At 37.2% G+C, this 25,468-nt stretch carries 23 protein-coding genes; 4 read left to right on the forward strand and 19 right to left on the reverse strand.

From position 1 onward, the window contains the following. Positions 1 to 14: 14 nt before the first annotated feature. The gene (locus tag K6I41_RS11705) at positions 15 to 950 is read right to left on the reverse strand and encodes a dihydrodipicolinate synthase family protein (RefSeq protein WP_013198270.1); all 936 of its coding nucleotides are present in this window, start codon (positions 948 to 950) and stop codon (positions 15 to 17) included. A 542-nt stretch (positions 951 to 1,492) separates the two neighbouring features. On the opposite strand from K6I41_RS11705, the gene K6I41_RS11710 reads away from it, so the two are divergent. Next, entirely contained in the window at positions 1,493 to 2,116 is a 624-nt protein-coding gene (locus tag K6I41_RS11710; RefSeq protein ID WP_250374367.1) for a hypothetical protein, read from the forward strand. Positions 2,117 to 2,190: 74 nt separating this feature from the next. Here K6I41_RS11710 and K6I41_RS11715 read toward each other — a convergent pair whose 3' ends face one another. The 3 genes from K6I41_RS11715 to K6I41_RS11725 all read right to left on the reverse strand — a co-directional run bounded on the left by K6I41_RS11715 (position 2,191) and on the right by K6I41_RS11725 (position 3,743). After that, a complete protein-coding gene (locus K6I41_RS11715; RefSeq protein ID WP_013198272.1) occupies positions 2,191 to 2,625 on the reverse strand; it encodes an I78 family peptidase inhibitor in 435 nt (144 codons plus the stop codon). Positions 2,626 to 2,783: 158 nt separating this feature from the next. Next, entirely contained in the window at positions 2,784 to 3,251 is a 468-nt protein-coding gene (gene soxR, locus K6I41_RS11720) for a redox-sensitive transcriptional activator SoxR (RefSeq protein WP_081402138.1), read from the reverse strand. A gap of 198 nt (positions 3,252 to 3,449) precedes the next feature. Further along, positions 3,450 to 3,743, reverse strand: coding sequence for a hypothetical protein (locus tag K6I41_RS11725; protein WP_013198273.1), 294 nt, complete (start codon positions 3,741 to 3,743; stop codon positions 3,450 to 3,452). A gap of 438 nt (positions 3,744 to 4,181) precedes the next feature. Between K6I41_RS11725 and K6I41_RS11730 the strand changes: the two genes are divergently transcribed. Next, the gene (locus tag K6I41_RS11730; protein WP_111854934.1) at positions 4,182 to 4,841 is read left to right on the forward strand and encodes an epoxyqueuosine reductase QueH; all 660 of its coding nucleotides are present in this window, start codon (positions 4,182 to 4,184) and stop codon (positions 4,839 to 4,841) included. Between the two features lie 277 nt (positions 4,842 to 5,118). Here K6I41_RS11730 and pdxR read toward each other — a convergent pair whose 3' ends face one another. After that, a complete protein-coding gene (gene pdxR / locus K6I41_RS11735; RefSeq protein WP_250374368.1) occupies positions 5,119 to 6,597 on the reverse strand; it encodes a MocR-like pyridoxine biosynthesis transcription factor PdxR in 1,479 nt (492 codons plus the stop codon). Positions 6,598 to 6,708: 111 nt separating this feature from the next. On the opposite strand from pdxR, the gene K6I41_RS11740 reads away from it, so the two are divergent. Further along, a complete protein-coding gene (locus tag K6I41_RS11740) occupies positions 6,709 to 7,164 on the forward strand; it encodes a GNAT family N-acetyltransferase (protein ID WP_250374369.1) in 456 nt (151 codons plus the stop codon). Positions 7,165 to 7,202: 38 nt separating this feature from the next. Here K6I41_RS11740 and K6I41_RS11745 read toward each other — a convergent pair whose 3' ends face one another. The 4 genes from K6I41_RS11745 to K6I41_RS11760 all read right to left on the reverse strand — a co-directional run bounded on the left by K6I41_RS11745 (position 7,203) and on the right by K6I41_RS11760 (position 10,839). Further along, entirely contained in the window at positions 7,203 to 8,360 is a 1,158-nt protein-coding gene (locus K6I41_RS11745) for a winged helix-turn-helix domain-containing protein (RefSeq protein ID WP_250374370.1), read from the reverse strand. A 130-nt stretch (positions 8,361 to 8,490) separates the two neighbouring features. Then, positions 8,491 to 9,672, reverse strand: coding sequence for a cyanate transporter (locus K6I41_RS11750; protein ID WP_250374371.1), 1,182 nt, complete (start codon positions 9,670 to 9,672; stop codon positions 8,491 to 8,493). Then, complete coding sequence (locus tag K6I41_RS11755) at positions 9,672 to 10,154, reverse strand: nucleoside deaminase (protein ID WP_250374372.1); 483 nt, start codon at positions 10,152 to 10,154, stop codon at positions 9,672 to 9,674. The genes K6I41_RS11750 and K6I41_RS11755 overlap by 1 nt, the downstream gene beginning before the upstream one ends. Before the next feature lie 16 nt (positions 10,155 to 10,170). After that, positions 10,171 to 10,839 (reverse strand): ankyrin repeat domain-containing protein, encoded by a 669-nt coding sequence (locus K6I41_RS11760; protein WP_198307625.1) that lies wholly within the window; start codon positions 10,837 to 10,839, stop codon positions 10,171 to 10,173. Between the two features lie 147 nt (positions 10,840 to 10,986). Here K6I41_RS11760 and K6I41_RS11765 point away from each other — a divergent pair, with 147 nt between their 5' ends. Continuing rightward, positions 10,987 to 11,844: a LysR family transcriptional regulator gene (locus K6I41_RS11765; protein WP_250374373.1), complete on the forward strand. Its 858-nt coding sequence runs from the start codon at positions 10,987 to 10,989 to the stop codon at positions 11,842 to 11,844. On the opposite strand, the gene K6I41_RS11770 is transcribed toward K6I41_RS11765, so the two are convergent. The 10 genes from K6I41_RS11770 to tssM all read right to left on the reverse strand — a co-directional run bounded on the left by K6I41_RS11770 (position 11,841) and on the right by tssM (position 25,458). Next, positions 11,841 to 12,794, reverse strand: a complete 954-nt coding sequence (locus K6I41_RS11770; RefSeq protein WP_005304046.1) for a M15 family metallopeptidase — start codon at positions 12,792 to 12,794, stop codon at positions 11,841 to 11,843. The genes K6I41_RS11765 and K6I41_RS11770 overlap by 4 nt on opposite strands. Before the next feature lie 7 nt (positions 12,795 to 12,801). Then, positions 12,802 to 13,425 (reverse strand): hypothetical protein, encoded by a 624-nt coding sequence (locus tag K6I41_RS11775; protein WP_250374374.1) that lies wholly within the window; start codon positions 13,423 to 13,425, stop codon positions 12,802 to 12,804. 12 nt (positions 13,426 to 13,437) lie between these two features. Next, a complete protein-coding gene (gene icmH / locus K6I41_RS11780; protein WP_004793176.1) occupies positions 13,438 to 14,244 on the reverse strand; it encodes a type IVB secretion system protein IcmH/DotU in 807 nt (268 codons plus the stop codon). A 17-nt stretch (positions 14,245 to 14,261) separates the two neighbouring features. Beyond that, positions 14,262 to 15,626 carry a type VI secretion system baseplate subunit TssK gene (tssK, locus tag K6I41_RS11785; RefSeq protein WP_151827700.1) on the reverse strand — a complete coding sequence of 455 codons (1,365 nt, stop codon included), beginning with the start codon at positions 15,624 to 15,626 and terminating at the stop codon, positions 14,262 to 14,264. A 16-nt stretch (positions 15,627 to 15,642) separates the two neighbouring features. Beyond that, positions 15,643 to 16,737, reverse strand: coding sequence for a type VI secretion system protein TssA (gene tssA, locus K6I41_RS11790; RefSeq protein WP_250374375.1), 1,095 nt, complete (start codon positions 16,735 to 16,737; stop codon positions 15,643 to 15,645). 22 nt (positions 16,738 to 16,759) lie between these two features. Further along, complete coding sequence (gene tssH, locus K6I41_RS11795; protein ID WP_250374376.1) at positions 16,760 to 19,441, reverse strand: type VI secretion system ATPase TssH; 2,682 nt, start codon at positions 19,439 to 19,441, stop codon at positions 16,760 to 16,762. A gap of 148 nt (positions 19,442 to 19,589) precedes the next feature. Beyond that, positions 19,590 to 19,853 (reverse strand): PAAR domain-containing protein, encoded by a 264-nt coding sequence (locus K6I41_RS11800; protein ID WP_005304032.1) that lies wholly within the window; start codon positions 19,851 to 19,853, stop codon positions 19,590 to 19,592. 16 nt (positions 19,854 to 19,869) lie between these two features. Continuing rightward, entirely contained in the window at positions 19,870 to 20,637 is a 768-nt protein-coding gene (locus K6I41_RS11810) for an OmpA family protein (protein WP_005304028.1), read from the reverse strand. A gap of 2 nt (positions 20,638 to 20,639) precedes the next feature. Continuing rightward, positions 20,640 to 21,599, reverse strand: a complete 960-nt coding sequence (gene tagF, locus K6I41_RS11815) for a type VI secretion system-associated protein TagF (protein ID WP_004793188.1) — start codon at positions 21,597 to 21,599, stop codon at positions 20,640 to 20,642. A gap of 37 nt (positions 21,600 to 21,636) precedes the next feature. After that, complete coding sequence (gene tssM / locus K6I41_RS11820) at positions 21,637 to 25,458, reverse strand: type VI secretion system membrane subunit TssM (protein WP_151987649.1); 3,822 nt, start codon at positions 25,456 to 25,458, stop codon at positions 21,637 to 21,639. Positions 25,459 to 25,468 lie beyond the last annotated feature (10 nt).

The raw sequence follows: 25,468 nt of genomic DNA on the forward strand, positions 1-25,468 counted from the left end.
TTATGGATACTTACTTAGATTTCAGCTGACCAGTTACGGTACCACGTACGGAATAACTCATACTGAGTTTCAACATATTTACGTTGCGATTCGCTCAATGCATCAGTCTCATTAAAGTGTAAGGTATATTCTTTATCACCGTTAAGTACCATTAAGTATTTATAGTAAAGAACAAGATCCGTTCCTTCATCAAAAGAAGATAAAACTTCTAATGCACTTGATAACTCTTGTGCTAAGCGACGGGCTTTTGCATCACCTGCTGCAGCTTTCTTACTAAGGTCAACCAACAGTAAAACTTCTTTAGGTAAAGCATTACCAATCCCTGTAATCGCACCAGTTGCATTACAATTGACGAAGCCATGGAAAACTTGAGTGTCTACACCAGCCATTAAGGTAACTGAATCATCTTGTGAAGTAATGAACTCAGCTGCGTAACGCATATCGGCAGCGCCACCAAACTCTTTAAAACCAATTAAGTTTGGAAACTCACGGCGTAATTCAAAAAATAAATCTGCACGAGTTGCAAATCCATAATATGGACTATTGTAAATCACCGAAGGTAAGCTTGGAGCTGCTTTTAAAATGGCAGAAAAGTGAGCTTTTTGTGCAGCTGGTGATGCCCCGCGTGATAGTACACGTGGAATAACCATAAGCCCTTGTGCACCTACCTTTTCTGCATGAGCTGCATGAGAAACTGCTTCTTTTGAATTAACTGCACCAGTACCAACAATTGTTGGAATGCCAGCAGCAACAAGTCGTGCTACACCTTCTTGGCGTTGAGCTTCTGTCAATAAAGGCCAATCACCCATAGAACCACAATACACTACCGCACTCATGCCAGCTTCAATCAGCTCATGCCCTTTTTTCACAAGCGCGTCAAAATCTGGCTCACGGTTAGGAGTACATGGAGTCATTAGCGCCGGGATACATCCTGTGAAGATATTACTCATAATTATTCCTCAGTAATACAAATAAAACTCTTGGTAGTCGTACTTTCGAGTTAATCCATCTCAAAAGTTATGGAATGGGATTAATAGCTGCTTAATCATTCTTCATATATCGTATACGATATACAACAAAAAGAATAGTCTTCCTTTCCAAATTCTTTACCGACGAAAAAATTCATATAAAACAAATATTAATTTTAATAATCGAATTAAAAAGCAAAATTTAACTCATATTTTTTTAAAAATTGGATGTAAAAATTTATGGAATTTAAAAATTAGTGCTCAGAATAGAAACTAAATCTGAGTTTATAGGTGCTTAAGAAACGACCACGAAACATTAGCCATTAGTCGCACCTCCCTATTTTTATTCATTTTTGCTGGTAAAGTGCTTTACATGGTTTGATACAACCTACTTAACTCAGATGCATAATTCACCTGTTCTTGCATCTGATGTTTTTCTGCCTCTAGTCCGCTAGGGGCTTTTTTTTATTATTGATTTAAATGCTGATATATTAAATTTCTAGACATAATTAAAGACAAGAAAAATGGATCGAATTTTCAAATTAAGTATTTTTAGTTTTCCGGTTTTATTGTTAAGTGGTTGTATTGGCTGTTATAACCCGACAGGCTGTAACCGTGATACTTCGCCTTATTTCTATACAAAACAAATCACTCAAGTCAAAGGCGTAACAGTTCCTGTTGGAACAAAACTGGTTTATAAATCTCAAAAGTCCAAACAGAAAGATGAGCAAACTGCCCCCCTTAAAGAAGAACATATAACAGGAATAAAGTTACCAAAAGATAGCGCTATGCTTTGGGGAGGAATGCCCACCAATCATCTCCTTCAATTTGCTAACTCTGAAATGCAAGGATTTACAGCCTATCGAGCACAAGAAGCTCCCGCTGTATATTCCAATCAATTTTTAAAACTCTGGAAAGAATGTGATAGTGATTTAGATATCTCGATCAAAAATAAAAATGACTGGAGCTTTAATCCCGCAAATATGAAAATTATTGGATGTGGAATTAACTATCAAGAAAGAGCTTCATACAACACCAACAATCCAAGCCAAGATAAAGTTGATATTTTTCTCATCAAAATTAATCAGGCTTTGCAACAACTGCCTCAACAAAAAGAGTATCCAGTCATTCATTATTCCCAAAATTAAAGTCATAAAAAAGCCTGCTGAAATGCAGGCTTTTGTACTTCAAGATTTGGTTTAGCAAACTTTAATTAAACAAATTAACCACAAGTTGCCTGAGTAATTTTCTTAGAAGCAGGATCAATAGTAACTGTAACTCGGTTTGTACGATAATCCATTGTCATTGGTTGACCTGGAGCTACTGTGCGCACAATTTCTGATTTAGTTTTTTGTTTAATTTGATCATCAGTCAGGCCAGATTGCCCCACTAATTTTTGAGCTTCTTCTGCTACACAGTTCGCTTGGTTATCACGGAATAATTTCCATTCTTCAACGACTTGGCCATTTGGTAAATGACAATACCCAACCTGACCATTTGCTTCATTTCTAATTTCTAATTTCCCACCTTGTTCAACACAATATTGACTAGCTGGGTTTGGTGAACCAATTTTTGGTGGAGTTGAATCTTTATGTTGTACAGACGAACAAGCCGTTAACGAAACAAGCGCTAAGCCAAGAAAGATAGTTTTTTTCATAATTTTTTGCTTCTTACTAAAAAAACTAAAGATATCAAAAAAATTCATGTTTCATATGACTTGTTTACAATAAAAAACTCACTTGAATGTTATAGCAAAATAAATTTAATTTATTGGAAATTAAGATATTCCCAATTAAAAGCCATTTTTGAACTATTCTATTCAGGTCTTTCTAAAATTCGGGCCCCTGATCCGTCTTGTCCTAAAATATCTTCAGGATTTCTTAATGGACATTGCTCTAACGATAAACAACCGCAGCCAATGCACCAGTCCATCTCATCTCTTAACCGAGTTAACTTTTGAATTCGATCATCCAAATTTTCTCGCCAATGACTCGATAAATCCCTCCATTGCTTAGCTGTTAATTTGCTACCAATCGGATACTGACTCAAAGCTTCTTTAATCTCATTTAAAGGAATACCTACTCTTTGAGCAACTTTAATAATCGCAATATATCTTAAAATAATTAAGGGATAGCGACGTTGATTACCATTCGTTCTTATACTTTTTATAAGGCCTTTTGCTTCATAAAAATGAAGGGTTGAAACAGGAACCCCGCTCCTTTTTGCAACTTCACCCACAGTCAAAACGCGACTAGGGTCTGCTTTTTTATTTTCACTCATCACAATTGACCTCAACTTTACTTGAGGTTTATAAGAGTACGTCTTTGTTTTGTCAAATAAATAACACGGGTTTTGTTATATGTATGTGCCGCTTTTATCAAGCTATAGTTCTTATCTGTAAAAGCAAAAGACAAAAAATGTATCTGATGATTAATCCAGTTAGATCTATAAAATAACTTACTATCAATCAAATTTAAGAAATTAGTTTTGTAGAGTACACGGACATCCACAAATCCAAAACATGTTGTAAACGAAAGGCATTGGGGCGCCTAATGGATAGACTTTAATTTGCTCGATCTTATAAGTTTTTTTACGTGATTCAATGTGAAGTATATTATCGTGACGTGCAATCACAATTCCCTTTTTATATAATTTTTTCCTTTCATTCTTTGCATCAAATTTATATACCAAAAAGTAAACTTTTTCTCCTACGCTAATCTTTGAATGATTAACCATAATGTAACCGTTACAATACTTACATTGCCAATCTTTCATATCTCAAATTATCACACGCTTAAATTAAAAAAACACACTGAATTTTATAGTATAAATTTATTAAAGATATAAATCTAAAGAAATACTTTAATTGAAAAAATAAGGTTTATTTGTGACACATATCACAATAAAAACTTAAAATTATATTCAGATACATCAATCACTTATCAAAAATATTTAAGGTTTATTATTTTTTAATATATAAAATCCACCTATAATTTATTTAATCATATAGTATATTTAACAATAATTTTAAGGTTAATTATAAAGATGACTTCAATATTTGACACAATATTTATTTCATTATATTTAGCATAGTATTAAACATATTAATAGATAACATTAAATTAATTTCACAGTAAAATTGAAAACAATTCATTTCACATTATATAAAAAATAAATATATAATGAATTGCATTACAATTTAATTTTTTTATTATGTCAACTCAACGTTTAAAATTAGAACTCCCATCTGGACATGATCAATTATTACTTCACTCCTGTTGTGCTCCTTGTTCAGGAGAAGTTATGGAAGCATTGATTGAATCAGACATTAAATTTTCAATATTTTTTTATAATCCTAATATTCATCCAGTAAAAGAATATCTCATCCGTAAAGAAGAAAATATTCGTTTTGCCGAAAAGCATAATATTCCATTTATTGATGCAGACTATGACACTGACAATTGGTTTGCTCGAGCAAAAGGTATGGAAGATGAACCCGAACGTGGTATTCGTTGCACTATGTGCTTCGATATGCGATTTGAACGAACTGCCCTTTACGCATATGAACACGGCTTTAGTCTCATCAGTAGTTCGCTAGGAATTTCTCGCTGGAAAAATATGGCGCAAATCAATGACTGCGGAATTCGTGCTGCTGCACACTATCCTGAAATTCAGTACTGGGATTACAACTGGCGTAAAAACGGTGGCTCAAGCCGTATGATTGAAATCAGTAAACGAGAAGAGTTTTATCAACAAGAATATTGTGGCTGTGTATATTCTTTAAGAGATACTAATCGCTGGCGCATGGGTAATGGGCGTGATCGTATTAAACTGGGCGTTAAGTTTTATAGTAATGCCATGGAAGAAGATTAATTTTTATTTCTCTTTAAGAATTAATTAAGTTATTCGGAACTATATTTATTTTTGATAAAAAAACGGCCACATCTGGAGAATGTGGCCAAAAGGTGTACTAAATAAGCTTTGATGTAGTTAGATTAATTGTGCTAGCTTAAAATAATATTAATTAAAATTAATTTTTAAAAATTTTAATAATATCTCTATTTTCATATAACCAATTGATCATCATAGAAATTCGTATTTAAGCATTTAAAGAATGATTAAATTTATCTAAATAACAAAACTTAGGCTATTACTTTTCTTGTAAATATTGTGCAATTTTTTGAATATTTTCAATAATTTCATTAGGTGTGTGGGCCGCATAGCCAAAAAGTACCGCGCCCTTTTTGTTTGGCCTCTGACAATATCTTGATAATGGCTGAACAGCCAAGTTTAGAGCTGAACACGGATCAACAAATTCTTGCTCTGTCCACTTATCTTTTAACCAGCACACTGCATGGATACCTGAATCTGTGGGTTGAACACTAAGTACATCTGAAAGATGCTCATCAATCGCTTTAATTAAGGCTTGTTGGCGCTCATAGCAAGCTTTTCGAACTTTACGTACATGCCGAGCATAGTGACCTTTTTGTATAAATTGAGACAAAGCCACTTGCTCTAAATAAGAACTTCGAACATCGGTATAGTATTTAGCTGCACTAAACGTTTCGATCAATGCTTCAGGCACAACCATGAACCCTAAACGAAACTCTGGAAACATCATTTTGCTAAAAGTACCAGAGTAAATGACTCTTTGCTGCTGATCTAAACCTTGTAAAGCTTGAATAGGATGTGTGCCGTAGCGAAATTCACTATTATAGTCATCCTCAAAAATCCATTTCCCTTGTTGAGATGCCCAATCGAGTAACGAAAAACGGCGGGCGAGACTTAAGGTTCCACCTACAGGAAACTGATGTGAAGGCGCGGTATAGACCAGTTTGCTTTTTAAATAACGATGAATAATGTCAGAGACTTGCATTCCCTCTTCATCACTTTCAATTAAATTTACCTGTGCACCAAAACTTCGGAAAATGTTAAAAGCCGCATCATAACCCGGCTCATCTAGGCACACTTCATCATTTGCTTGAAGTAAAGCATAGGCCGTTAAATGAATAGCTTGCTGCGTCCCATTTACGATAATAATTTGCTCTTCGTTGCAGTTCAGCCCTCGGGTGGAGCGGACATATTCACAAATTGCCTGACGTAGAGGTAGATAACCACGCGGGTCGTGAAATTGACCAAGCTGATAATACGACTGTCGCCAAGCTTGATTTAATAACTTTCCCCAAAGTTGATGAGGAAATAAATCAACACAACCTACACCTACATGGAACATTTTTTTCTTTTGACTTGACCACGACTGCTCTCGCCATGAAGTTAATAATGCTTCCATATTCGGATTAATATTTAAGGATTGATGATTATTTTTAGACTTTTTTTCTGAATTTTCTTGGACATGTATTAAATGATCTGGCACAACCTCAGCAACATAGGTACCCGAACTTGGTTTGGTAAATAAATATCCCTCATCAAGTAATCGTTCAAGAGCTGCCAATACAGAATTTCTTGAAATTGACATCACCTCTGCTAGGGCACGACTTGAGGGTAATTTTGTTCCAGCAGATAGCCTTCCATCTAAAATAGCATCACGCAAAGCCGAATATAGCCCATCTTTAATCTGACCTTTTGGCAAAATCAAATGTGGGAAAGATGCCGAAATCGAAGCTGCCATAACAAACTGGTACTGTAAAAAATATCAAAAGTGTACCTTATAAAAATACCACTATCAAAACTACACTCTAGTTGTCCATTTTCCATTACTTTAAAATAGAGTGTAATTATTATGCAAAATCAAGATATTCAAATCATCCCTGTTCAACAGCAGGACTATTCACAATGGGAAAAATATTGGCTTGCTTATCAAAATTTTTATCAGGTAAATTTACCTCTTCATGTCACAAAAGTGACTTGGGAACGCTTTTTCGATGAAAATGAACCCGTTTATTGTGCTGTTGCCAAACAATGTGAGCAAGTTTTGGGAATTGTGCATTATGTTATTCATCGTTCAACATGGGCAGAAAATAATTATTGTTATTTAGAAGACCTCTATGTTTCACCCGAAGTTCGTGGACAACACATTGGTAAGCAACTTATTGAATATGTGCAGAAGCAAGCAATTGAACACAACTGTGACCGTTTATATTGGCATACTCAAGAAACCAATGTAACAGCACAAAAGCTTTATGACTGGATTGCACAAAAACCAGGGATTATTGAATATCGTATGTCCTTGAACTAAAAAAGTGAAAACACCAAAAGCTGGTGTGCTTTTGGTGTTTAAATTTTTGTACGAATAAGCTTAATCACTTTGTCATTAACAGTTAAACATTGGTTAAATGCTGCGAAACGTTTGAGCTCTTGATCTAGTTCAAAAAAGAAATGCTCTTTATCTTTGATTGTTTTTTCTAGATGCAAGCTAATCACTTCTAATTCTTTGATAGACCGATGAGCTTTACAATCTAGTCGGCCTACTAACTCATCTTGATAAAGAATAGGTAAGCAAAAATAACCATATACCCGTTTGGCTGCTGGTACATAGCATTCAATCCGATAATCAAATTCAAATAAAGAAGTTAAGCGGTCACGATGAATAAGCGAGTTATCAAAAGGCGAAAGTATTTTTAAACCAAAATCAGTCTCCACTTTTTGTTCTATTGCAGCTACATCCACATATAGGGTTTGACCATCGGCAAGTTTAACCACTGATACAACACCAGCATCAACCTGCTCTTTTAGCACAACATGCATAGCCTCTTTTAGATCATTTTTCTTTAAATGAACTAATTGTTTCCATGTAAATGCTCCATGTGCTCGAAGCGTATTATTAAATAAATACTGCGCATATTCATAAAGCGTGGGCATTCTTAAATCAATATTTTCAGGTAGGCAGCGTTCGGTCAAATCATAGACTTTTTCCATTCCATTACGCTCACAGATCATCAAGTCACCCTGCATATATAACTGCTCAAAAGCACGGCGACCTGGACCTGTATTCCACCAATTTCCCAAACTCTTTTTATTATTCTTATCAATATCACGGAGACGAATTTTTCCTTCGGCATGAACACGCGCCAAAATTTCATTCATAAGGTGTTGATCACCTCTATTGAAATAACGGCTTTCTCCGTTTCTGACAGACATCATAGCAGGCAATGCATAGCGATAATCTTTCATAGGAAGATAAGACGCCGCATGATACCAATATTCAAAAATCTGGCGCTCACGAACCAAACTATTTAAATGATTTAAATCATAGTCTGGCACTCGGCTCCACAATATATGGTGATGAGCTCGCTCTACAACCGATATGGTATCAATCTGTACATATCCTAAATGCTCAATCGCCTGTAAAGTGCCATCCACACCTTTTGTAAATCGACTGGTTTTTCCTAAGCCTTGATTAAATAAAGTGAGCTGTTTTAAAGAAGAAGTCATAGAAATCAAATATTGTTATATTCATTTAGAAGCGGAAAAATTTCAGTTCTATCCTATCACTATTTCCTAATTTGCTTGTGCTTTAGCATCAGTAATTCTTTATAAAAAGAATCTCGGCCAACTCAACATTTTACAGATTCATCTTAAAATAACTTTTGGGAGCCAATCTACTCACTAAAATAACAACCAATATCACACTGGCTAAATGAAAAAGCCATCCTGCTTTGTAAGCTCCCGTAAGATCATGCAAAATTGCAATAATCCACGGCGGAATTGCTGCCAGTAAAAAACCACCGCCTTGCATCAGTGCTGATAAAGCACCTGCATGAATGGGTTCATCAAAATGGTCTAATGCAACTATAAGCGTTAATGCAAAACATCCTCCTAAGCCAACGCCTAAACAAATTGCCCAAAGCATAGCGGCAAACTCAGGCATAAAAGCCATTCCTGAAAAACCAACCATTTGCATTACTAACGTAAACCATAGCCATGGACGTCGGTCTTTATATTTCCTAGCTAAAATAGGCAAAATGAGTGCTGAAGCTGCTTGGCTCAAGGCTAGAAAAGCAAGTAATTTCCCACTTTGTGCTGCGCTCCAACCGTGATCTTGAAAAGAAGGTGCTAACCAAGCCACGACTGATGAATAGCCACCATTTACAAGCCCAAAGCAAGTCATTAATAACCAAGTTCGAGGTTGCTTTAATAATTTTCTTACAGGCGCACGATGAATGGATGAACTAGCTTTTGTAGGTAAAAAAGCCAGCGCCAATATAAATGTAAACAAAGCTGGAATAGCAAAAAAAGCCAGTCCAATAGACCATAAGCCCGTTATATTTGAAACTACAGGCGCTAACCATGCTCCTAAGGCACCACCTCCCATAAGCATGGCTGAGTAAAGACCCATCATCGGACCAATATGTTGGCTAAATTCTCTTTTGATCATGCCGGGAAATGCCGCTTGTATCATCGCGACTCCGAATCCAATCACTATGGCACTAAGAATTAATCCTTCGGCAGTAGGAAATAAAAATCGGAAAGTACACCCCGCACAAATGGTCAGCAATGCACCAAGAATAGCCCTTCTTTCACCGACAAAGTTTTGCAATATTGGCCCAACAAATGCAACGATTCCCATAAGCATCATCGGTAACAAAGTGAGCAGTGCCACCCCTTCTAAGCTTAAGCCAGTGGCTGTACGAATATTGGCAATCAATGGTCCAATACTTGTGATAAATGGTCTTAAATTAAGGCCCACCAAAGCTACCGTTACAACAAGCATGGGACGAGTCAAAAAGACGCCAGACTGCTTCATTATTCTGAGCCTGAATGATTGGTTTGATAATTCTTCCAATGCGCATAAAGATCAGTGCGGTTTTCAACTCTGATCGGTATATATTGAATTTTCATTGATTGCTCAGCAAACGGCTTGGCAAGCTCAATATATATTTCGGCTGTAGACAGACCAAATGGTGTTCCGTCTTCATTAGAATAAGCATAGCTAACTGACTTTATACCGGCTAAACGCATTGCTGCCATACACATTGGACATGGATGACCACTTGCATACACAGAGCAGCCTTCTAGGTTGGCAGATCCTAAAATTCGACTGGCTGCACGAATCGCCAATAATTCAGCATGTGCAGTTGGGTCATTCGTTGTCAGAATCTGATTTACGCCTGAAGCAATAACTTCTCCATTCTTTACAATCACAGCGCCAAATGGCCTGCCACCTTTTTCAATATTGTTATAGGCAAGCTCAATCGCATTACGTAAAAACTGTTCACCTTTTTCCATCACATACTCTCACTTTCTATTTTGCACCAGCTGCAAGAAGTCTTCTTTCAATTTCGCGGTATTCTCTTGAACGCGCATGTTGTAAGGGAGTTATCCCGTCTTTATCTGCCAAGTTCGGATCAGCACCTGCTTTCAATAAAAGCTCTACAATGTGTTGATATTTAGGTTCTCCATTTCCCAAAATGATGGCCTCAAGTAATGCCGTCCACCCCAAATTATTGACATGATTAACATCTACACCAGCGGCAATTAATGTACGAACTGTTTCGACATGGCCTCGTTCCGCTGCTGGAATGAGCGCAGTCCCACCGTAACGGTTAATACTTTTTAAATCCGCACCATGCATGAGTGTCATTCTTAGAATTTTTAAATATCCCTGTGCACCAGCATATAAATATGGACTGTCTTGAATATTGTCTTTTACATTTACATCAGCGCCAGCCTCTATCAGCATATGGGCAGCATGTACATTATTTGCTCTTGTTGCGACCATCAAAGCAGTTGAACCAGTTTCATCTCGCTCATCAATTAAAGTCTTTTGCGATAAAATCTGTTTGATAGATTGAGTGTCATTATTTATCACTGCCTGATGTAAAGGATAATCACCCATTGCATTCGTCATATTTGTAAAACCTAAAGTCCCCAGTGCGACAATCAGATTCATCCATATCAGTGACTTACGCATGGTGGCCTCCCAATAGAAATTTATGGCAAAACATTTTGCAATTAGAATAAGCTTCACCAAAAGTATTTGGAAATTAAATTATTTAATCGATACTATTAAGATTATGAATACTTTTTTATCAGCTTTTAAGCGTGGCAGTACCTAATAATGTTTGATCCTCGCCTTTTACGTGCTTTCGTCACTATTTTTGAAACCGGCAGTTTTACCGCAGCTGCCGATCGATTACACCTGACTCAATCAACAATTAGTCAGCAGTTAGCGCGACTTGAAGAATCAGTGGGACATGCGCTTATAGATCGAACAGCACGACCTTTTAAATTGACGGTATCTGGAGAATATCTCATTGGTTATGCGCAAAGGATTTTGAGCCTTCAACAAGAAGCTGAAGCACTACTTAAAGATCCGGCAGGAAGCATTCCTATTCGTATTGGTTTACCAGAAGATATGATGAGTCCAGCAATGGCTGAAGTTTTTGGTATATTTGCCAAAGAGCATCGTTCCATTCGTTTAGACGTAACCTCTGGCTTGAGTCGCAACTTAACAGAACGTTATCGGAATGGTGAATTCGATATTATTATTGTCAAAGAACCTGCTGCCAGTGCTGATCACCACGCTACATTCCCAGAAGAAATGGCATGGTTTCAAAGTGAGAATTCAACAACGACATGGTCTGATCCCATGAGTTTAGTGACCTTTCCTCAAGGCGGACTTTATCGGGATGAGATGTTCGCAACGTTAGAGCGCGAACGGCGACGTTGGTATATTGCCTTTACGGGTAGTAGCCTAGAAAGCGTGTTAGTTAGTGTTGAAACTGGATTAGGATTATCTTTATTGCCTGTGGCAACAACCCGCGGACGTCGAGTACGTCGATATGATTCATTAGGGACTGCCCCCCCTATGGTTGTTTCAATTTATACATGGGAAAAAGCTGGGATCATTTCCCAGCTTGTAGACAAGATGACAACTGTTTTACAAGAACGTTTTCAATCGTCAATAAGTGTTTAACTTACTTCATTCAAACTTTCAGCGATCAGTTTTTCAGCCATTTCCTGTGTTTTTCTTAAGCCCGGCATACGGAACTCGGTATGGCCATAATCTTGAATAGATTTCCAACGTCCACCCCATGTAAGCCCAACCGATTCAGCAACTTGCCCATATAAACGATAGCCTTGCATAGCCCAAGGGTCTCTTTCAGAAATAACCACTTTTCCATTTCGTTTAAAGGCGACATCTGCTGCCAAACCAAATTGATGATAACTCTGATACCCTTTTGCTTTTGTCGTGTTCGGATTACCTGCCAACATATTCTGACGTACAGGACTACGATATCCCTCTAATAGAACCAACTCATAGCCATATTGTTCTTTCATGATTTTAAAAACCATGAGTAAACGTTGCTTATAACGGGGGTTCATTTTGCTCCATTTACGATCTACTAAACTGGTATCTAAAATAGCTCGCCCATCAAAACTCGTATTATCAATAGGTGAAGAATTAATGGTTCCACTATTTTGAGCAGAATATTGTTGCTCTAATTGTGTAGCCTCTACAATTGCGGCTTCAATTAGGCTTTCATCTACTTCTGGTGGCGGTGATAGTATTTCACCGTTCAAAAGCGCGTAGATTTGAGGATCTGTTTTTTTGAGATATTCAGCTTCAATTCGAGTTGAGCTAATAGGTCGAGTAAAAGCAAAAACTAATATACTGGCAAACAAGAAAAATCCTGCAATAACAATCCACCACTGCTGTAAATGCCAATGGGATTGCAGCTTTTCAGGCGCAGCCGCCTGATTCATTGTTTGAGCAAATTGTCTAACCTGATTAAGCTGTTTACGGCCTTGCGGCAGTAATGACAAAACAAAATCTTTGCTTCTCGTCCTTAGCTCATAAGACATTAAAAACGCTAAACCAATTGCTAAGCATGTAAAGCAAAAGAAAATGAGAAAAATCATCATTTGTTCATTAATTCACAGCAAAAGGACTTCGTGTAATTTTAATATCTACCGATGCTTTAGGTGGTTCAACCTCAGCTTCGGGTTCGGCTGGAGCTTTATTCTCAACAACAGGTTTAGCCTGTGCCACTTGTTGCTGCGGTGTTTTAGTCACTGGCTTTTGCTGAGCCGGCTGTACCTTCGGTTGAGCCGTTTTAGCTGCACCCGTCTGTGGTTGAGGCACAACCTGAACTTTCTTTTCACCCGTGAGCTGTTCGTCAAATGGAGAAACTCGCTGTTGATTGACAGTAGCAGGCTTATGCTGAGCAGGTTTAAAGATATTACTTAATTCATTATCTTTAGGTTGTTCAAAACCATCACGGCTCATTGAATCTGTTTCGTTGTCTTGACTGACAGCAACTTGATTTTGTTCATCAGAAGAATGAGCAGTTTCTTGATTTAAAATCTGTTCTTCTGTTGATTTACTCTCAATTGCTGTTGATTCTGACGAATGCGGTTGAGACAAGAACAGGAATAGCGAGATGCTGACAAACACCCCGGCAATAACACCAATGACAATATAAAGTATTGGTGATTTCGGCTTTTTTTTATTCGATTGTAAAACTCGAATAGAAGTTGGTTTTTCCTGAGCCATTTCGTACCATCATCAAGGTAAATAAATTGTAATATGTGCTTGCTCTTGAGGAGCAGAAATCACATTTTGATAATTAGATAATGCTTTATCATTTTGATTATTCAGCATAAATCTTAGCCCTGCAAAGGTAAGCAATGCAAAAATCAATAAAAAGATCAAAATCCAAAAGAAAGGTACTTCCCGATGAATAATATTTCGTATCTGATCGGGAATGGCCGAGAACGGCGAAAAGGCAACTTTTTTCCCTTTCAAATAGTCAATTTCGTCACCGACTCTTGATACTAAATGGTTGAGACTTTCCGTAGATTCGATTCGGTACTTACCCTGAAAACCTAATAAAAGGCAGTAATGAAATACTTCTAAAGCAGCTAGACGTTCTTTTCCACGGCTACGTAATTGCTCCAATATTTCAAAGAAGCGATAACCCGCTAACTGAGAACCAAACAAGCTCAATTGTAACGGGCTAATTAACCAAGCATTTTGCAAATTAAAATAACTTGGGTCTTGTTGCGTTACGATCGTTTCATCAATCAAAGCACAAAATGCATATTTAGCATCATGAATATCATCAGCTGAAAATTGTAACTTTTTAGCTTGCTGCTCAAATTGATTGAGTAAATTTAAGATTTTTTCACGAAACTGCTGAGCATCTGCTGGCACATACTGATTTCGAATCAAGAAAACCAAATAAAAGCCGTCATGCAATAAATCAATAAGATTGATTGCCTGTAGTTTTGCTTGAGACTGGCTATTATTGTTCCCACCCGTTCCAATCTGCCCATCATCAAATAAAGAAGGAGCACCTGTGGATTGTGACATTTTTCTCTCCTTTACCCTTAAGCGTTCATGACCGCAATCAGTTCAATACTGATATCTTGGAAACCAGCCGGAACATAAATACAAATCGTTTCTGAATCTAACATACGCTGATAAAGCTCATGATGTGGTTCAATCTCGAAATAACTCACACCAGAACGTACTGGTATTGCAGTTGGAACTTGAATTAAGTGATGCAATGGAATCGCAGGCAATGCCGCAACTACACGTTGTTCTACATCTAAAGTGCTACCGATCTTGAATCGTAAAGGCACAATCTGGATTAACTCATGTGTCTGCATTGCACTACTTGATACTGCAATATAAAGTCGAGTGTCTCGAGTAATCTTATCGGTCTCAAGACTTCCCACCCAATATGACGGTCGGATTTCTTTAAGCGCAATGCTGATATAACGACTCGAAATAATCGTATCGAGCAAATCACGTAGAATCGTGTCTAACTGCGAAAAACTTTCTTGTAAATTATGGTGTTTATAGGCAGGCAACTGATCGACATCATAAGCCGTCGAGAACGTTAATAATGAACCTGCTAAACGCAATAATTCGAAGAACAAACGCTCTGGATGAATTTGTGGATATTGCACAAAATGATTTAGACCAGCATGAGCTGTATTTAAGGCATTTACCAACCAGAACGAAACGATATCACCAGAACGGAATTCAATTAATTTCTGTTCATTTTCTCGGTTATTGGTTTGAATCGTCTTAATTTTTGCCTTAATAACGTTCAATGTTCTTTTTAAATTTGAAATAAGTGTTTCTGATGCATCCACATGCAAAATTGGTGGAATAAACTTTCGATCAATTTCAAAAGCGCCCGAACTTTGACGTTTAATCTTTCCAATCGGCAGATATAAGAAACCATCCAGATTATTGTCTGGATTACTATGTACATCTAATAATTTAAAAACAGCACGGCGGCGTAGCAAACTAATATCTGCTTCAGTAGCATTCGTAAATAGATCATGCGTTTCGACAAGATGTGATTGATATCTGCCCTTTTGTGCTTGATTTTGATCAATTAGATTTTGCTTATTTGCTTGTAAGAGTGGCAATGCTAAATAAATTAGCATCTCACCGCGTAAATTAAGATCATCCAATAAAATTGGCTCAGGCAATAGATCATATGCAGGCGCCTGATAAATTTCACCGTCTTGCCAGATCATCTCTACAGACTCAAGAGCAAGAATATGTGTGCTCAATTGAGCCTCATCGAAACTTAATTTCTGAATACCATATGAAAAAGGTACGACCGCACGAACCGTATGGTTCAAGCGTTGTTCATGATAAGTATCTTGAATTTGGAAATGTTGAGGTCTTAAAAATAAACCTTCGCCCCACAGGACTTTTTCAGCTTTAAACATATGTCTTTACCAATCTTTATTCGTATTCATTTTTAGGCTGCACACCTAACATTTCCTGAACCATTTGTAATGGATGCTCATCTTTAATGACTTGTGCTAGCCATTCATGTAACGGCATTTGACTCCATTTAATGGTTTTTTGAAGCATATAACTCACAGGACTATGAGGCTCGTTTGCCTGAAAGTAATCCGCAATTTCTTGCAGCACTTTCATTGCTTGCTCACGGTTCGCCAAGTGTGTTTGAGCTTGAGGCTGAAAAGCAGGCTGGTCTGAAACAACTTGTACAGGCACTTGATTTTCCATAGATGAACTCGTGATGACAGTCGCCTGCTCTTGGACTGGCGTAAGTCCAGTACCGAAAGCTTCTGCTTTATAAATCTTGCGTAATGTGCTGTGAATGGTTTCAAATGCTGAATCAATTGCACCAAAACTTGGTGAGTCGAGTCCCATTAAATGGTCAAGGGTTTGCTTTAAAACATCCCACTCGGTTAAGACTGAGCTAAAATCTTGATAATTAGAATATTGAAAAGTTTTAGACGTATTAAAAATAGCTTGATCGAACTGCTCTAACTCCGATGGTCCCGACTGACTATCGTACTCTTCAGTTTGCTTACGACGAATGTTCTCGTGATATAGAAAATTATCGTAATCAAGCAAATTATAAAAAGGAACAGTATTGGTTAAAGAGACTTTCTTCAACAAGCCAGGCAACTGATTAATTAAACCCTGTAATAAACCAATGCGTTGATCTAAGTCATCATCTTCAATAACAGGATGAATTTCCTGCCAGTATTGATTAAGCATGGTATGGCTTAAAGTTAAGCCTTTCGCCATACCTTCAAAACCGTAAAGATGAGTCCAAGCCTCTATGAGCCAAGTTAATAGACGAATATCTTTAGTATTCTCTGTTAGCAAAACACTCGTTTTATTTGATACAAAATCCCAGTCAGCTTGTTTTCGCTCAGCAACCCAATCGCCTTGATCTAGCAATAGATCATCTTGTGTTTTCGCCTTTTTGATTTCATGAAATTCATTAGAAAATGAAAAGTCATCACCACAAGGTAAGCTATCACTAATGGGTTCAAGGAGTTCAGAAATATCAATATTCATCTAATTTTAGCTCTATTCAATTTTAAACTTCTGACTTCAACTTTTTACTGGTCCTTTTTTTAGCAGCTTTTGCGACCGGATCTAGTAAATATTGAATTTCGTCATCTTTAGCATCAATCATGATAATTTTTGGCAACTTTTGCTCTGCTAAAGCCACTAAAATTTCTGTAGCCAATGCAGGTAACACCGTAGAATTTAAAATATTATCAACATTACGTGCACCACTATCGACTTCTGTACAGCGGCTTAAAAGCAGCTCTACCAAATCTTCAGAATACTGGACTTGTGTACCGTATTGTTTTTCAATTCTTGCTGTGATCTTGCCTAACTTATGTTTAATAATTCGTACAAGTAGATCGTCATGCAATGGGAAATATGGCACAACTCTCATCCGACCTAAAAATGCAGGCTTAAATTGCTTATATAAACTTGGTTTTAAATGGTCAATCAACTCTTCAGCTGTCGGCCAGTCTTCGACTGGTGTATTTAAGCAAGCTTGCATGATCGCGCTTGAGCCAGCATTAGAAGTCAACAAAATAGTGGTGTTTTTAAAGTCAATTACTCGTCCTTCGCCATCTTCTAAAGTACCTTTATCAAATACTTGATAGAACAGTTCCTGAACATCACTATGTGCTTTTTCAATTTCATCAAGCAACACAACACTGTAAGGGTTGCGGCGAACAGCTTCTGTTAAAACACCACCTTGACCATATCCCACATACCCAGGAGGTGCCCCTTTAAGCGAAGATACAGTATGTGCTTCTTGATATTCAGACATATTGATGGTGATTAAATGCTGCTCGCCACCATATAATTCATTTGCCAACGTTAATGCTGTTTCAGTTTTACCGACACCACTTGGTCCCACCAAAAGGAAAACACCTTGTGGCTTATTCGGATCTTCAAGTCTTGCTTTTGAAGTTTTAATGCCTTGAACTAATTGTGTAAGTGCATAATCTTGCCCCATTACACGCTCGCCCAATTTATCTTCAAGCGTTAATATCTGTTTAATTTCATCATTAACCATTTTTCCAACAGGAATTCCAGTCCAATCAGAAATAATTTCATTAATGATTTGAGAATTTACTCTTTCAAATACTAATGGTTGCTGGCCTTGAATTTCAGCAAGATCTTTACGCAGTAGATTAATCTGATCATAAGCTTCAGATTCATTAGAATGATTTTGTGCTTCTAATTCCTGAATTTTATGAACAAGTTCTAATTCTTTTTTCCACTGCTCTTCAGTTTCATGAATCTCTTTTTGCAAAGATTCTAAATTAGCTTTTAAAGTTTCTAATCGTTCATGATGAATTGGAATCTGACGATGTTCATTTTCTAAAATTTGCTGTTCAAGCTTTAAGTTGTGCTCTTGAGCCTTTAACTGATCAAGCTTTACAGGTTGGGCATTTTGGGTCAACGCAACACGTGCTGCTGCCGTATCAAGAACACTAACTGCTTTATCCGGGAGTTGACGACCACTAATATATCGATGTGAAGAGTGAACCGCTGTAACAATCGCCTCATCATCAATTTGTAATTTAAAATGCTGCTGCATGACAGGAATCATCGCACGCAACATATCTACGGCAACTTCTTCGGTTGGCTCTTCAACTTTTACCACCTGAAAACGTCGACTCAATGCAGCATCTTTTTCAAAATATTGTTTATATTCTGCCCAAGTAGTCGCAGCAATGGTACGCAACTCACCACGCGCAAGTGCTGGTTTTAAAAGATTTGCAGCATCATTTTGCCCAGCTTGTCCGCCTGCACCAATTAAAGTATGCGCTTCATCAATAAATAAGATAATAGGATGAGCAGAAGCTTGAACCTCTTGAATCACTTGTTTTAGACGATTTTCAAATTCTCCTTTAACACTTGCTCCAGCCTGTAAAAGTCCCATATCCAATACATGTAAATGCACGTTTTTTAAGGCGTTTGGTACTAAACCTTGAGCAATTTTTAAAGCTAAACCTTCGACCACAGCTGTTTTACCAACGCCTGGCTCTCCAGTTAAGATTGGGTTGTTTTGGCGTCTACGCATTAAAATATCGAGCATTAGGCGAATTTCATATTCACGCCCAATAACTGGATCTATACCGCCTTTTTTCGCTTTTTCAGTTAAATTAATCGTATATTGATCAAGTGCTGGTGTTTTAGCAGTTTTAGTATTTGGTACATTCGCGTCTGTTGCTTCAGCTTCACCTAAAGATGCTTTTGTTTCATCTTGTTGTTCAACACTCTTCTCACAAATTTCAAGAAACTTATGTTTCATTGAATCAATTGGTAAGAGATCAAATAAACTCGAAGCACGAGTCGCAATTTGATATAAATCAGGTGCAGTTAATAACGCAACTAATAAATGACCACTGCGAATAACTGGATTTTGCTCAGCCGAAGCCAATAACCATGCTTGTTCAAACAAACGAACAATAGATTTAGCAAAAATAGGAGTTCTTGAATTACCTTTCGGTAATTGAGAAATTGTTTCTTTTAAATCATCAGCCAAAGCTTCAGATGAAATTTTATATTTCTTTAATAAAATCTTTAAATCATTCTCTAAAGATTGATTAAGTAACTCTAAGAATAAATGCTCAATTTCAATTTCATAATTTTGTTGAATAACACAAGCATTAGCCGATTTTTCTAAAGCAGTTCGCGCAACTGTAGAAAGTTTTGTAATTAAAATTTTTAAATTACTCATCATTACTCTCAATATTTTTAAATAATTTAATGCTTAAAATCATAATGCCTGTATATTAACAAAATTCAGCTTTATCAGACAAACTACTCATCATTTCAAGCGTTAATATGTTTTGGTAGATATTTATATGTATATAAAAATATCTCGGCCCTTATCCTTGATTAACTAAACTCTGTTTTGGCAATAATTTACAGCCGCATGATAATGAATCATTTACACGCGCTGCTGATTTACCCATGACAAGCATATTCGGATCTCCAGATACAATCGTTGCAACTATTTTGTGTAACGGGCAAGTCGCCTTGTCTCCTACACAGGCAATTGCAATTCCATCAATTAAAAATGTACTGTTTCCTGAAATGACTTGCCCTCCACCAGTTGTTGGGCATCCAATCGTAATGTAAGGGCTAGCCATGTTCTTCTCCTTATATTTATAGAACAGTAAACTCAATTCGACGGTTTTTCTTTCTGCCTTCTGGAGAAGTATTATCTGCAACAGGCTTAGATGAACCTAAACCTTCCGCAGATAAATGGTCGGCAGGAATACTTTTACTAATCAAATAGTTTTTTACTGCTAACGCACGATCTTGGCTAAGTTTCAAATTTTTAGTCGCATCACCTGAACTATCTGTATGTCCTACGATTTTGACTTTTTTGCCTCCTACTTTATTCAAGGCAACAGCCATCTCGTCTAGAATTTTTTGACCCGCATCAGTTAAAACCGCACTACCAGATTCAAACTCAATAATTCGATTTTTAAGTGCGTCATCAATGATTTTCTGCTCAGCCTGATTGACTGATAACTGTGAATACAGTTGATATGGTGGCTGTACTAACCCTTGAAAAGATTGAATAGTAGGTTGAATATCTGCTGGATTCAGCATTTTTCCACTTAGCTCAAATCGAGTACCATTTACGCTTAATTTGCCTTGCGAAACTTTTTTTAAGTCAGGTGTAATAACTCGTGTAACAGAATCACTCCACCCATTTGGAGCAGCGACGGGTCTCACCTGTATTTTATCTACAACCTGATCAGCACCATAAACAGATTGCATTTTTAATAAGATAGCCTGTTTACTCGCCTCATTTGGAACCACACCTTCTACAACAATAGGCTGAGCCAAAGCATAATTAGCAATCGCATAGATAAAACAGCCTTTTATGAGCTGTGTAAGTTTAGTTTGATTTCGTTGATTCATTATTATTCACCCAAAAAAGTCTGTCTAAATAGTTTTAAGCCTTGATTTAAACTTAATTGGCGTTGGCATAATGATTGTTCTAGCGTAGCTAAACCAGCATTTTGCTCCAAATAAGTATCAATCCACTGAGCTTCTATTAAAGAAACCCAATGTTTACTATCCATATTCTGAGTAAAAATATCGCTCAGGGCTAAAATATCAGCCCCTTGAAAACCGAAGAACAATACGGGTTGCTCTCGATGTAACAAACCTATCAACACCTCAGTATTATGTTCCTTTAAAAAGCGACAAATAATACTGACCCAAAAGGCTGCTATTTCATAACTGTAAGCAGGATTATTAATAGGCAAAATTAAAACTTTATTTAAGCGACTAGTTCCATTTTGTAGAATTGGCTGAAGTAATAATCCTAGCCCAATCATACTTTGCGCTAACTCATAAATACTGAGTTTCATTAATTGAGCAAATGAATGCATCGTATGATTTTCATAGAAACCTACACACTCGCGTTCAGTTAAAACCTGAATTTGATTTTGTAAGTGACCTAATTTTCCAAGTAACAGATCGGAATCTTTAATTCCTTTTAAAGTACGATTGTTTTGAAATAAATCAACAAGTACATGTTTATAGCTATATGGCGCATATAGCAAATTATCATACGGTAAATCAATTTCTAATAAATGGCTGAGTACCATTGGAAAAGATCGACCCGAACTATCTTCACTTGCGAGAAGGTTCGCCGCTAAAAACATATTTTCTTTAGGATTCGCAATAAAGAAGTCGAGCGAAGGCAACGTGTTATAAGCTTCTTTAAAGCTGCCCGATTGCATTGCATATTCCAATGCTTCAGTAATCCACTGATCAAGCAACTGTATTAAAGCATTCTGACCTTTTGTTTTTAAGAAGTCGCCTCGTGCAGGACTTTTGCCGTAATACAAAGGAGTTGTTTTTAATGTTTGCATGATTGCTCCTCCTTTCGCATAGAGGTTATTTTCCATGTCATGGTTTAACTCCCGCAGAAGGCTGAGCAAGTGCTGAAACAGGATTTTCTGTTTTTGCTGGAGCTGCTGCTTGAGCTGGCGCCTGCTGAGCAGACACCACGCGAGCAGCTTTGTCGGCAGTGACTTTATCCACTAGTTGCATACCTGCATAACCACGGCTTGAGCCAATACTGCCTGAATTACTGCTGATCAGACGGAAATTCATTTTTACAACTAATGATGGGTCGGTTTTACTACGCCAAAGCATTTCAAATCCGCCATTTTGTTCTTTACGCTGAGCACTATCAATTAAGCGATTAATACCATATTCACCCGGCTCATCAAAAATCGTATGCGTTTGACCTTGTAAATCTACAGCGGTAATTCGAGCACCTGGAATACTGCCTTGATTTGGCCAAATGAAGTTCACCCACTGTTGCACACCATTCTCATAAGTCATGCGTTGACCATCAATATCCACGGTATATGAAAGCAATTGTGGATTTGGAATTGGGTAGAACTGGAAGTTAGATTGATTAGTTGCAGGCGCAGCAGGAGCTTGACTATTCAACTCACCTGTTGCCATACCATTAGATGGCGTAACGTATCTTTGGAAATTCATGACGAATTGAGGATTTAAACTAATTCCTAAATCCTTCCATGTCTTAGACGTTAATGTATAGCCACGACGAATCACAAATGGATCAAGATTTTCTTTTACAAAACGAGAAATGCTGCCGTTTTCACCTAAGATTTGTCCAATTTCACTACTTGTTGCCTGTAAAGAAGCTGATGAATTAAATGGATATTTCTTAGCAAGATTTGCTGTAAATGGCTGATAGGCTTGCATGACCCATAATTTATTAATTTCGTCTTGTGTTGGCGTAATTAAGCTCTCGAAAGCCTGTGTCAGTGGGCTAACTACTAATTTTTGTAGTAATCGCTGATCAATTTCACTAAAACCAACCGCCATTTTTTCATCTACAATTTTTTGCGTTTGGTTAAATACAGAAGTTTGCTCATTCAGGGTTTGCTTGACTAATGTCATCGCATTAGGCCCGACTTCACCTGCATTCTTAAGCTCATTAAACTTGCTACGAACAAGGGCTAAATTTGTCATATATTCATCAAGTAATGATTTACCTTGTTGATCATCACGTTTGCGAACCAACTGATAGAACATTTGGTATTCTTGAGAAATAGCGCCCTGAGCATTAGTTGCCACTTGATTAGCAGTCTTATCATCATGATTTAAAACCTTACGCTTAAACCATGCAATAAATCCTTTTTGTGGAGCCGCCAACTCAGCTTGTACAACTGGATTATCCCAGTTTGTTTCAATTGCCACTCTTTCAATTAATGTTCTAATTGGAGAGTTCTGCGGCTCACCTAAAACATCAATATTTTTTACTTGCTGAGCAAATTGGCCAGCTTTAGCATAATGAATACCACTTAAGAATTTTCTCCATTCCGCAATATATTCTTGCTTATAGAGCGCTGTCAGTTGCTTTCTAATTTGCTCTGGACTACCTGAGAAAGTTAAATCATCAGATTGACGGCTATTTAGCACCCAATCTTTACTATCTGTTGGCTTATCTGCCGCTTCTTCAATTGCTTTTTCTACATAGTCATTCCATGCCTTTTGGGTAAACACACCCGGTAATGCATAACTACCTAATACAACATTTTTATTAGCCTCACCCACAATCTGACTTACAGTCAACGCAGGGAAACGTACTGCTGCACGCATTTTTATTTCGTTATAAACACGATCACGCGCAGGCATTCCTCGAACAACAGAGAGCAATACTTGACGTGTTTGATCAACAATTTGAGAGTCAGCTTCTAAAATTGGGAACTGTTTATCATTTGCCAAAGTCATTGCGTACGACAAGATTTGTTCAGCTTCCTGAATCATATCTGCACGTGGCATTTGACCTTTATTTGCGTCTAACCAAGAACGCCAGAAACGCGTAACCTGATCACTCAGATGACTTGCATCCATGTATTGTGGATTACTCATCATTAAATACGCTTTTAATGCATTATAAGCATCTTGAGGATTGGTATCTGAAGGTTCTAAATATTGTTGAGACTGAGCAGTTTGCTTGATCTCCACATTCGTATGATTCGCTTTTAATGTCGCTTCATTATTTTTTACACGCTGCAAATATTGAGCAATATTTTGCTGTGTCGGTGTCAATACAATTTGCTTAACACCTTTTAAATATTCGGCTTTTAGCTTTTCACGAAGCTCATTGCCCTGATATAGACCAAAACTAAACTTAAGTGGTCTATTTTCATCAAACTCGTCTAACTGCTGTAGACGTCTTTGAAGAATCAGTAAAGCTTCTAATTGAGTAGACAGCTGCTGACCTGAAGCTCTTTCTAATTGAACAACCTTATTTAAATCAGCTTGAACTTCACCAATCAATTGTTGGTTATTACGATATGACCAAACCCATACGCCAAGAATAATGGAAACGCCCGCTAAAGCACCAATAAATGCAATGTAGCGTTGACGTTTTCTACCCGTATTTACATGCTGCTTAACAAGATCTTTATCTTTTAAAATAACATCTGAAAATAGACCATTTAAGAAATAGCCATGGTTAGGCGTAATTTTTGAATGATCTTTTAAATCACTTTGAGCAATTTGAGTGAGCTGGAATTCTTGTGCAATTTGTTCAGTCATTGGACTTTCAATGACACCTTCCTGCAAGGCACTGGTGAAGTAAAAACCACGGAAAACAGGTTGGAATTGATATGGATTATCTTCAAAAAGTGTACCAATAAAGCTTTTTAAAGCTGGTTTTAATGTTTTAAATTCTAATGGAAAAGTCATTACACTTGGTGAGATATTTTGCGAATGACGGCGACTTAAATGAGTCGAACTTACCCCTTTTAGACCATCATAAAGAATGGTGTAATGTTTTTCGAACAAATCTACCGCGTTATGAGAAGAACTCTGCTCATATGGAAGCGTTGCTCCCCAAGCTTGGTTATATTCTTGAGCTTCGTAAAATTCAAAAAACTCGGTAAAACCTGCAATCAAGTCCATCTTTGAAAAGACTAAATAAACAGGCACAACTACTTCTAAACGTTCGGTTAGATCTTGAATACGAGCACGTAAATTTTTAGCTAGCTTTAACGAGTTTTCAGGACTTTGACTAATTAACTCAGCAATACTAACAATTAAAATCAAACCATTAACGGGAGCTTTAGAACGGTTCTTTTTTAAAATATTTAAAAAACCTAACCACTCAGAATGATCTTCGCTATAAACAGAATAACGGCCCGCTGTATCGAGCAAAATACCTTCTGTAGAGAAAAACCAATCACAATTTCGAGTACCGCTTAAACCAGCAGATACCATTTTTTGATGCGTTTCTTCGAAAGGAAACTTTAAACCAGAATTATAAATAGCTGAACTTTTACCCGCGGCTGGGTTACCAATAACCATATACCAAGGAAGCTCATATAGTGCAGCATTCCCTTTTTTATCACCCAACTTAGATTTACGAATCAGTTGAATTGATTCTTTCATTTGTTGACTAACAAGCTGAAGCTCTTCTTTATCTTTATTTTTGCCATATTCAGCTTGGTTGTCTTTTTCAATTGCTTCAGCTAGCTCTTCGCCCTGAGCAGCATGCTTTCTTCGTTGAATAAGCCAATAGATACCATAAACAATAAGACCCAAAGCATAGGCAGTTGCTAAAGCCCAGAATATATGACGAGGAATTGAAGTATATGAAGACATCAATGCCACGAACAATGACAAGGCGATAATTGCTTTAGGATTCGTGATGTACTGCCACAAGTAGCCTAAAATTGTATGCATTCTATTCTCG

The sequence above is a fragment of the Acinetobacter sp. AS23 genome (genome assembly GCF_023612055.1).
Taxonomy (GTDB): domain Bacteria; phylum Pseudomonadota; class Gammaproteobacteria; order Pseudomonadales; family Moraxellaceae; genus Acinetobacter; species Acinetobacter oleivorans.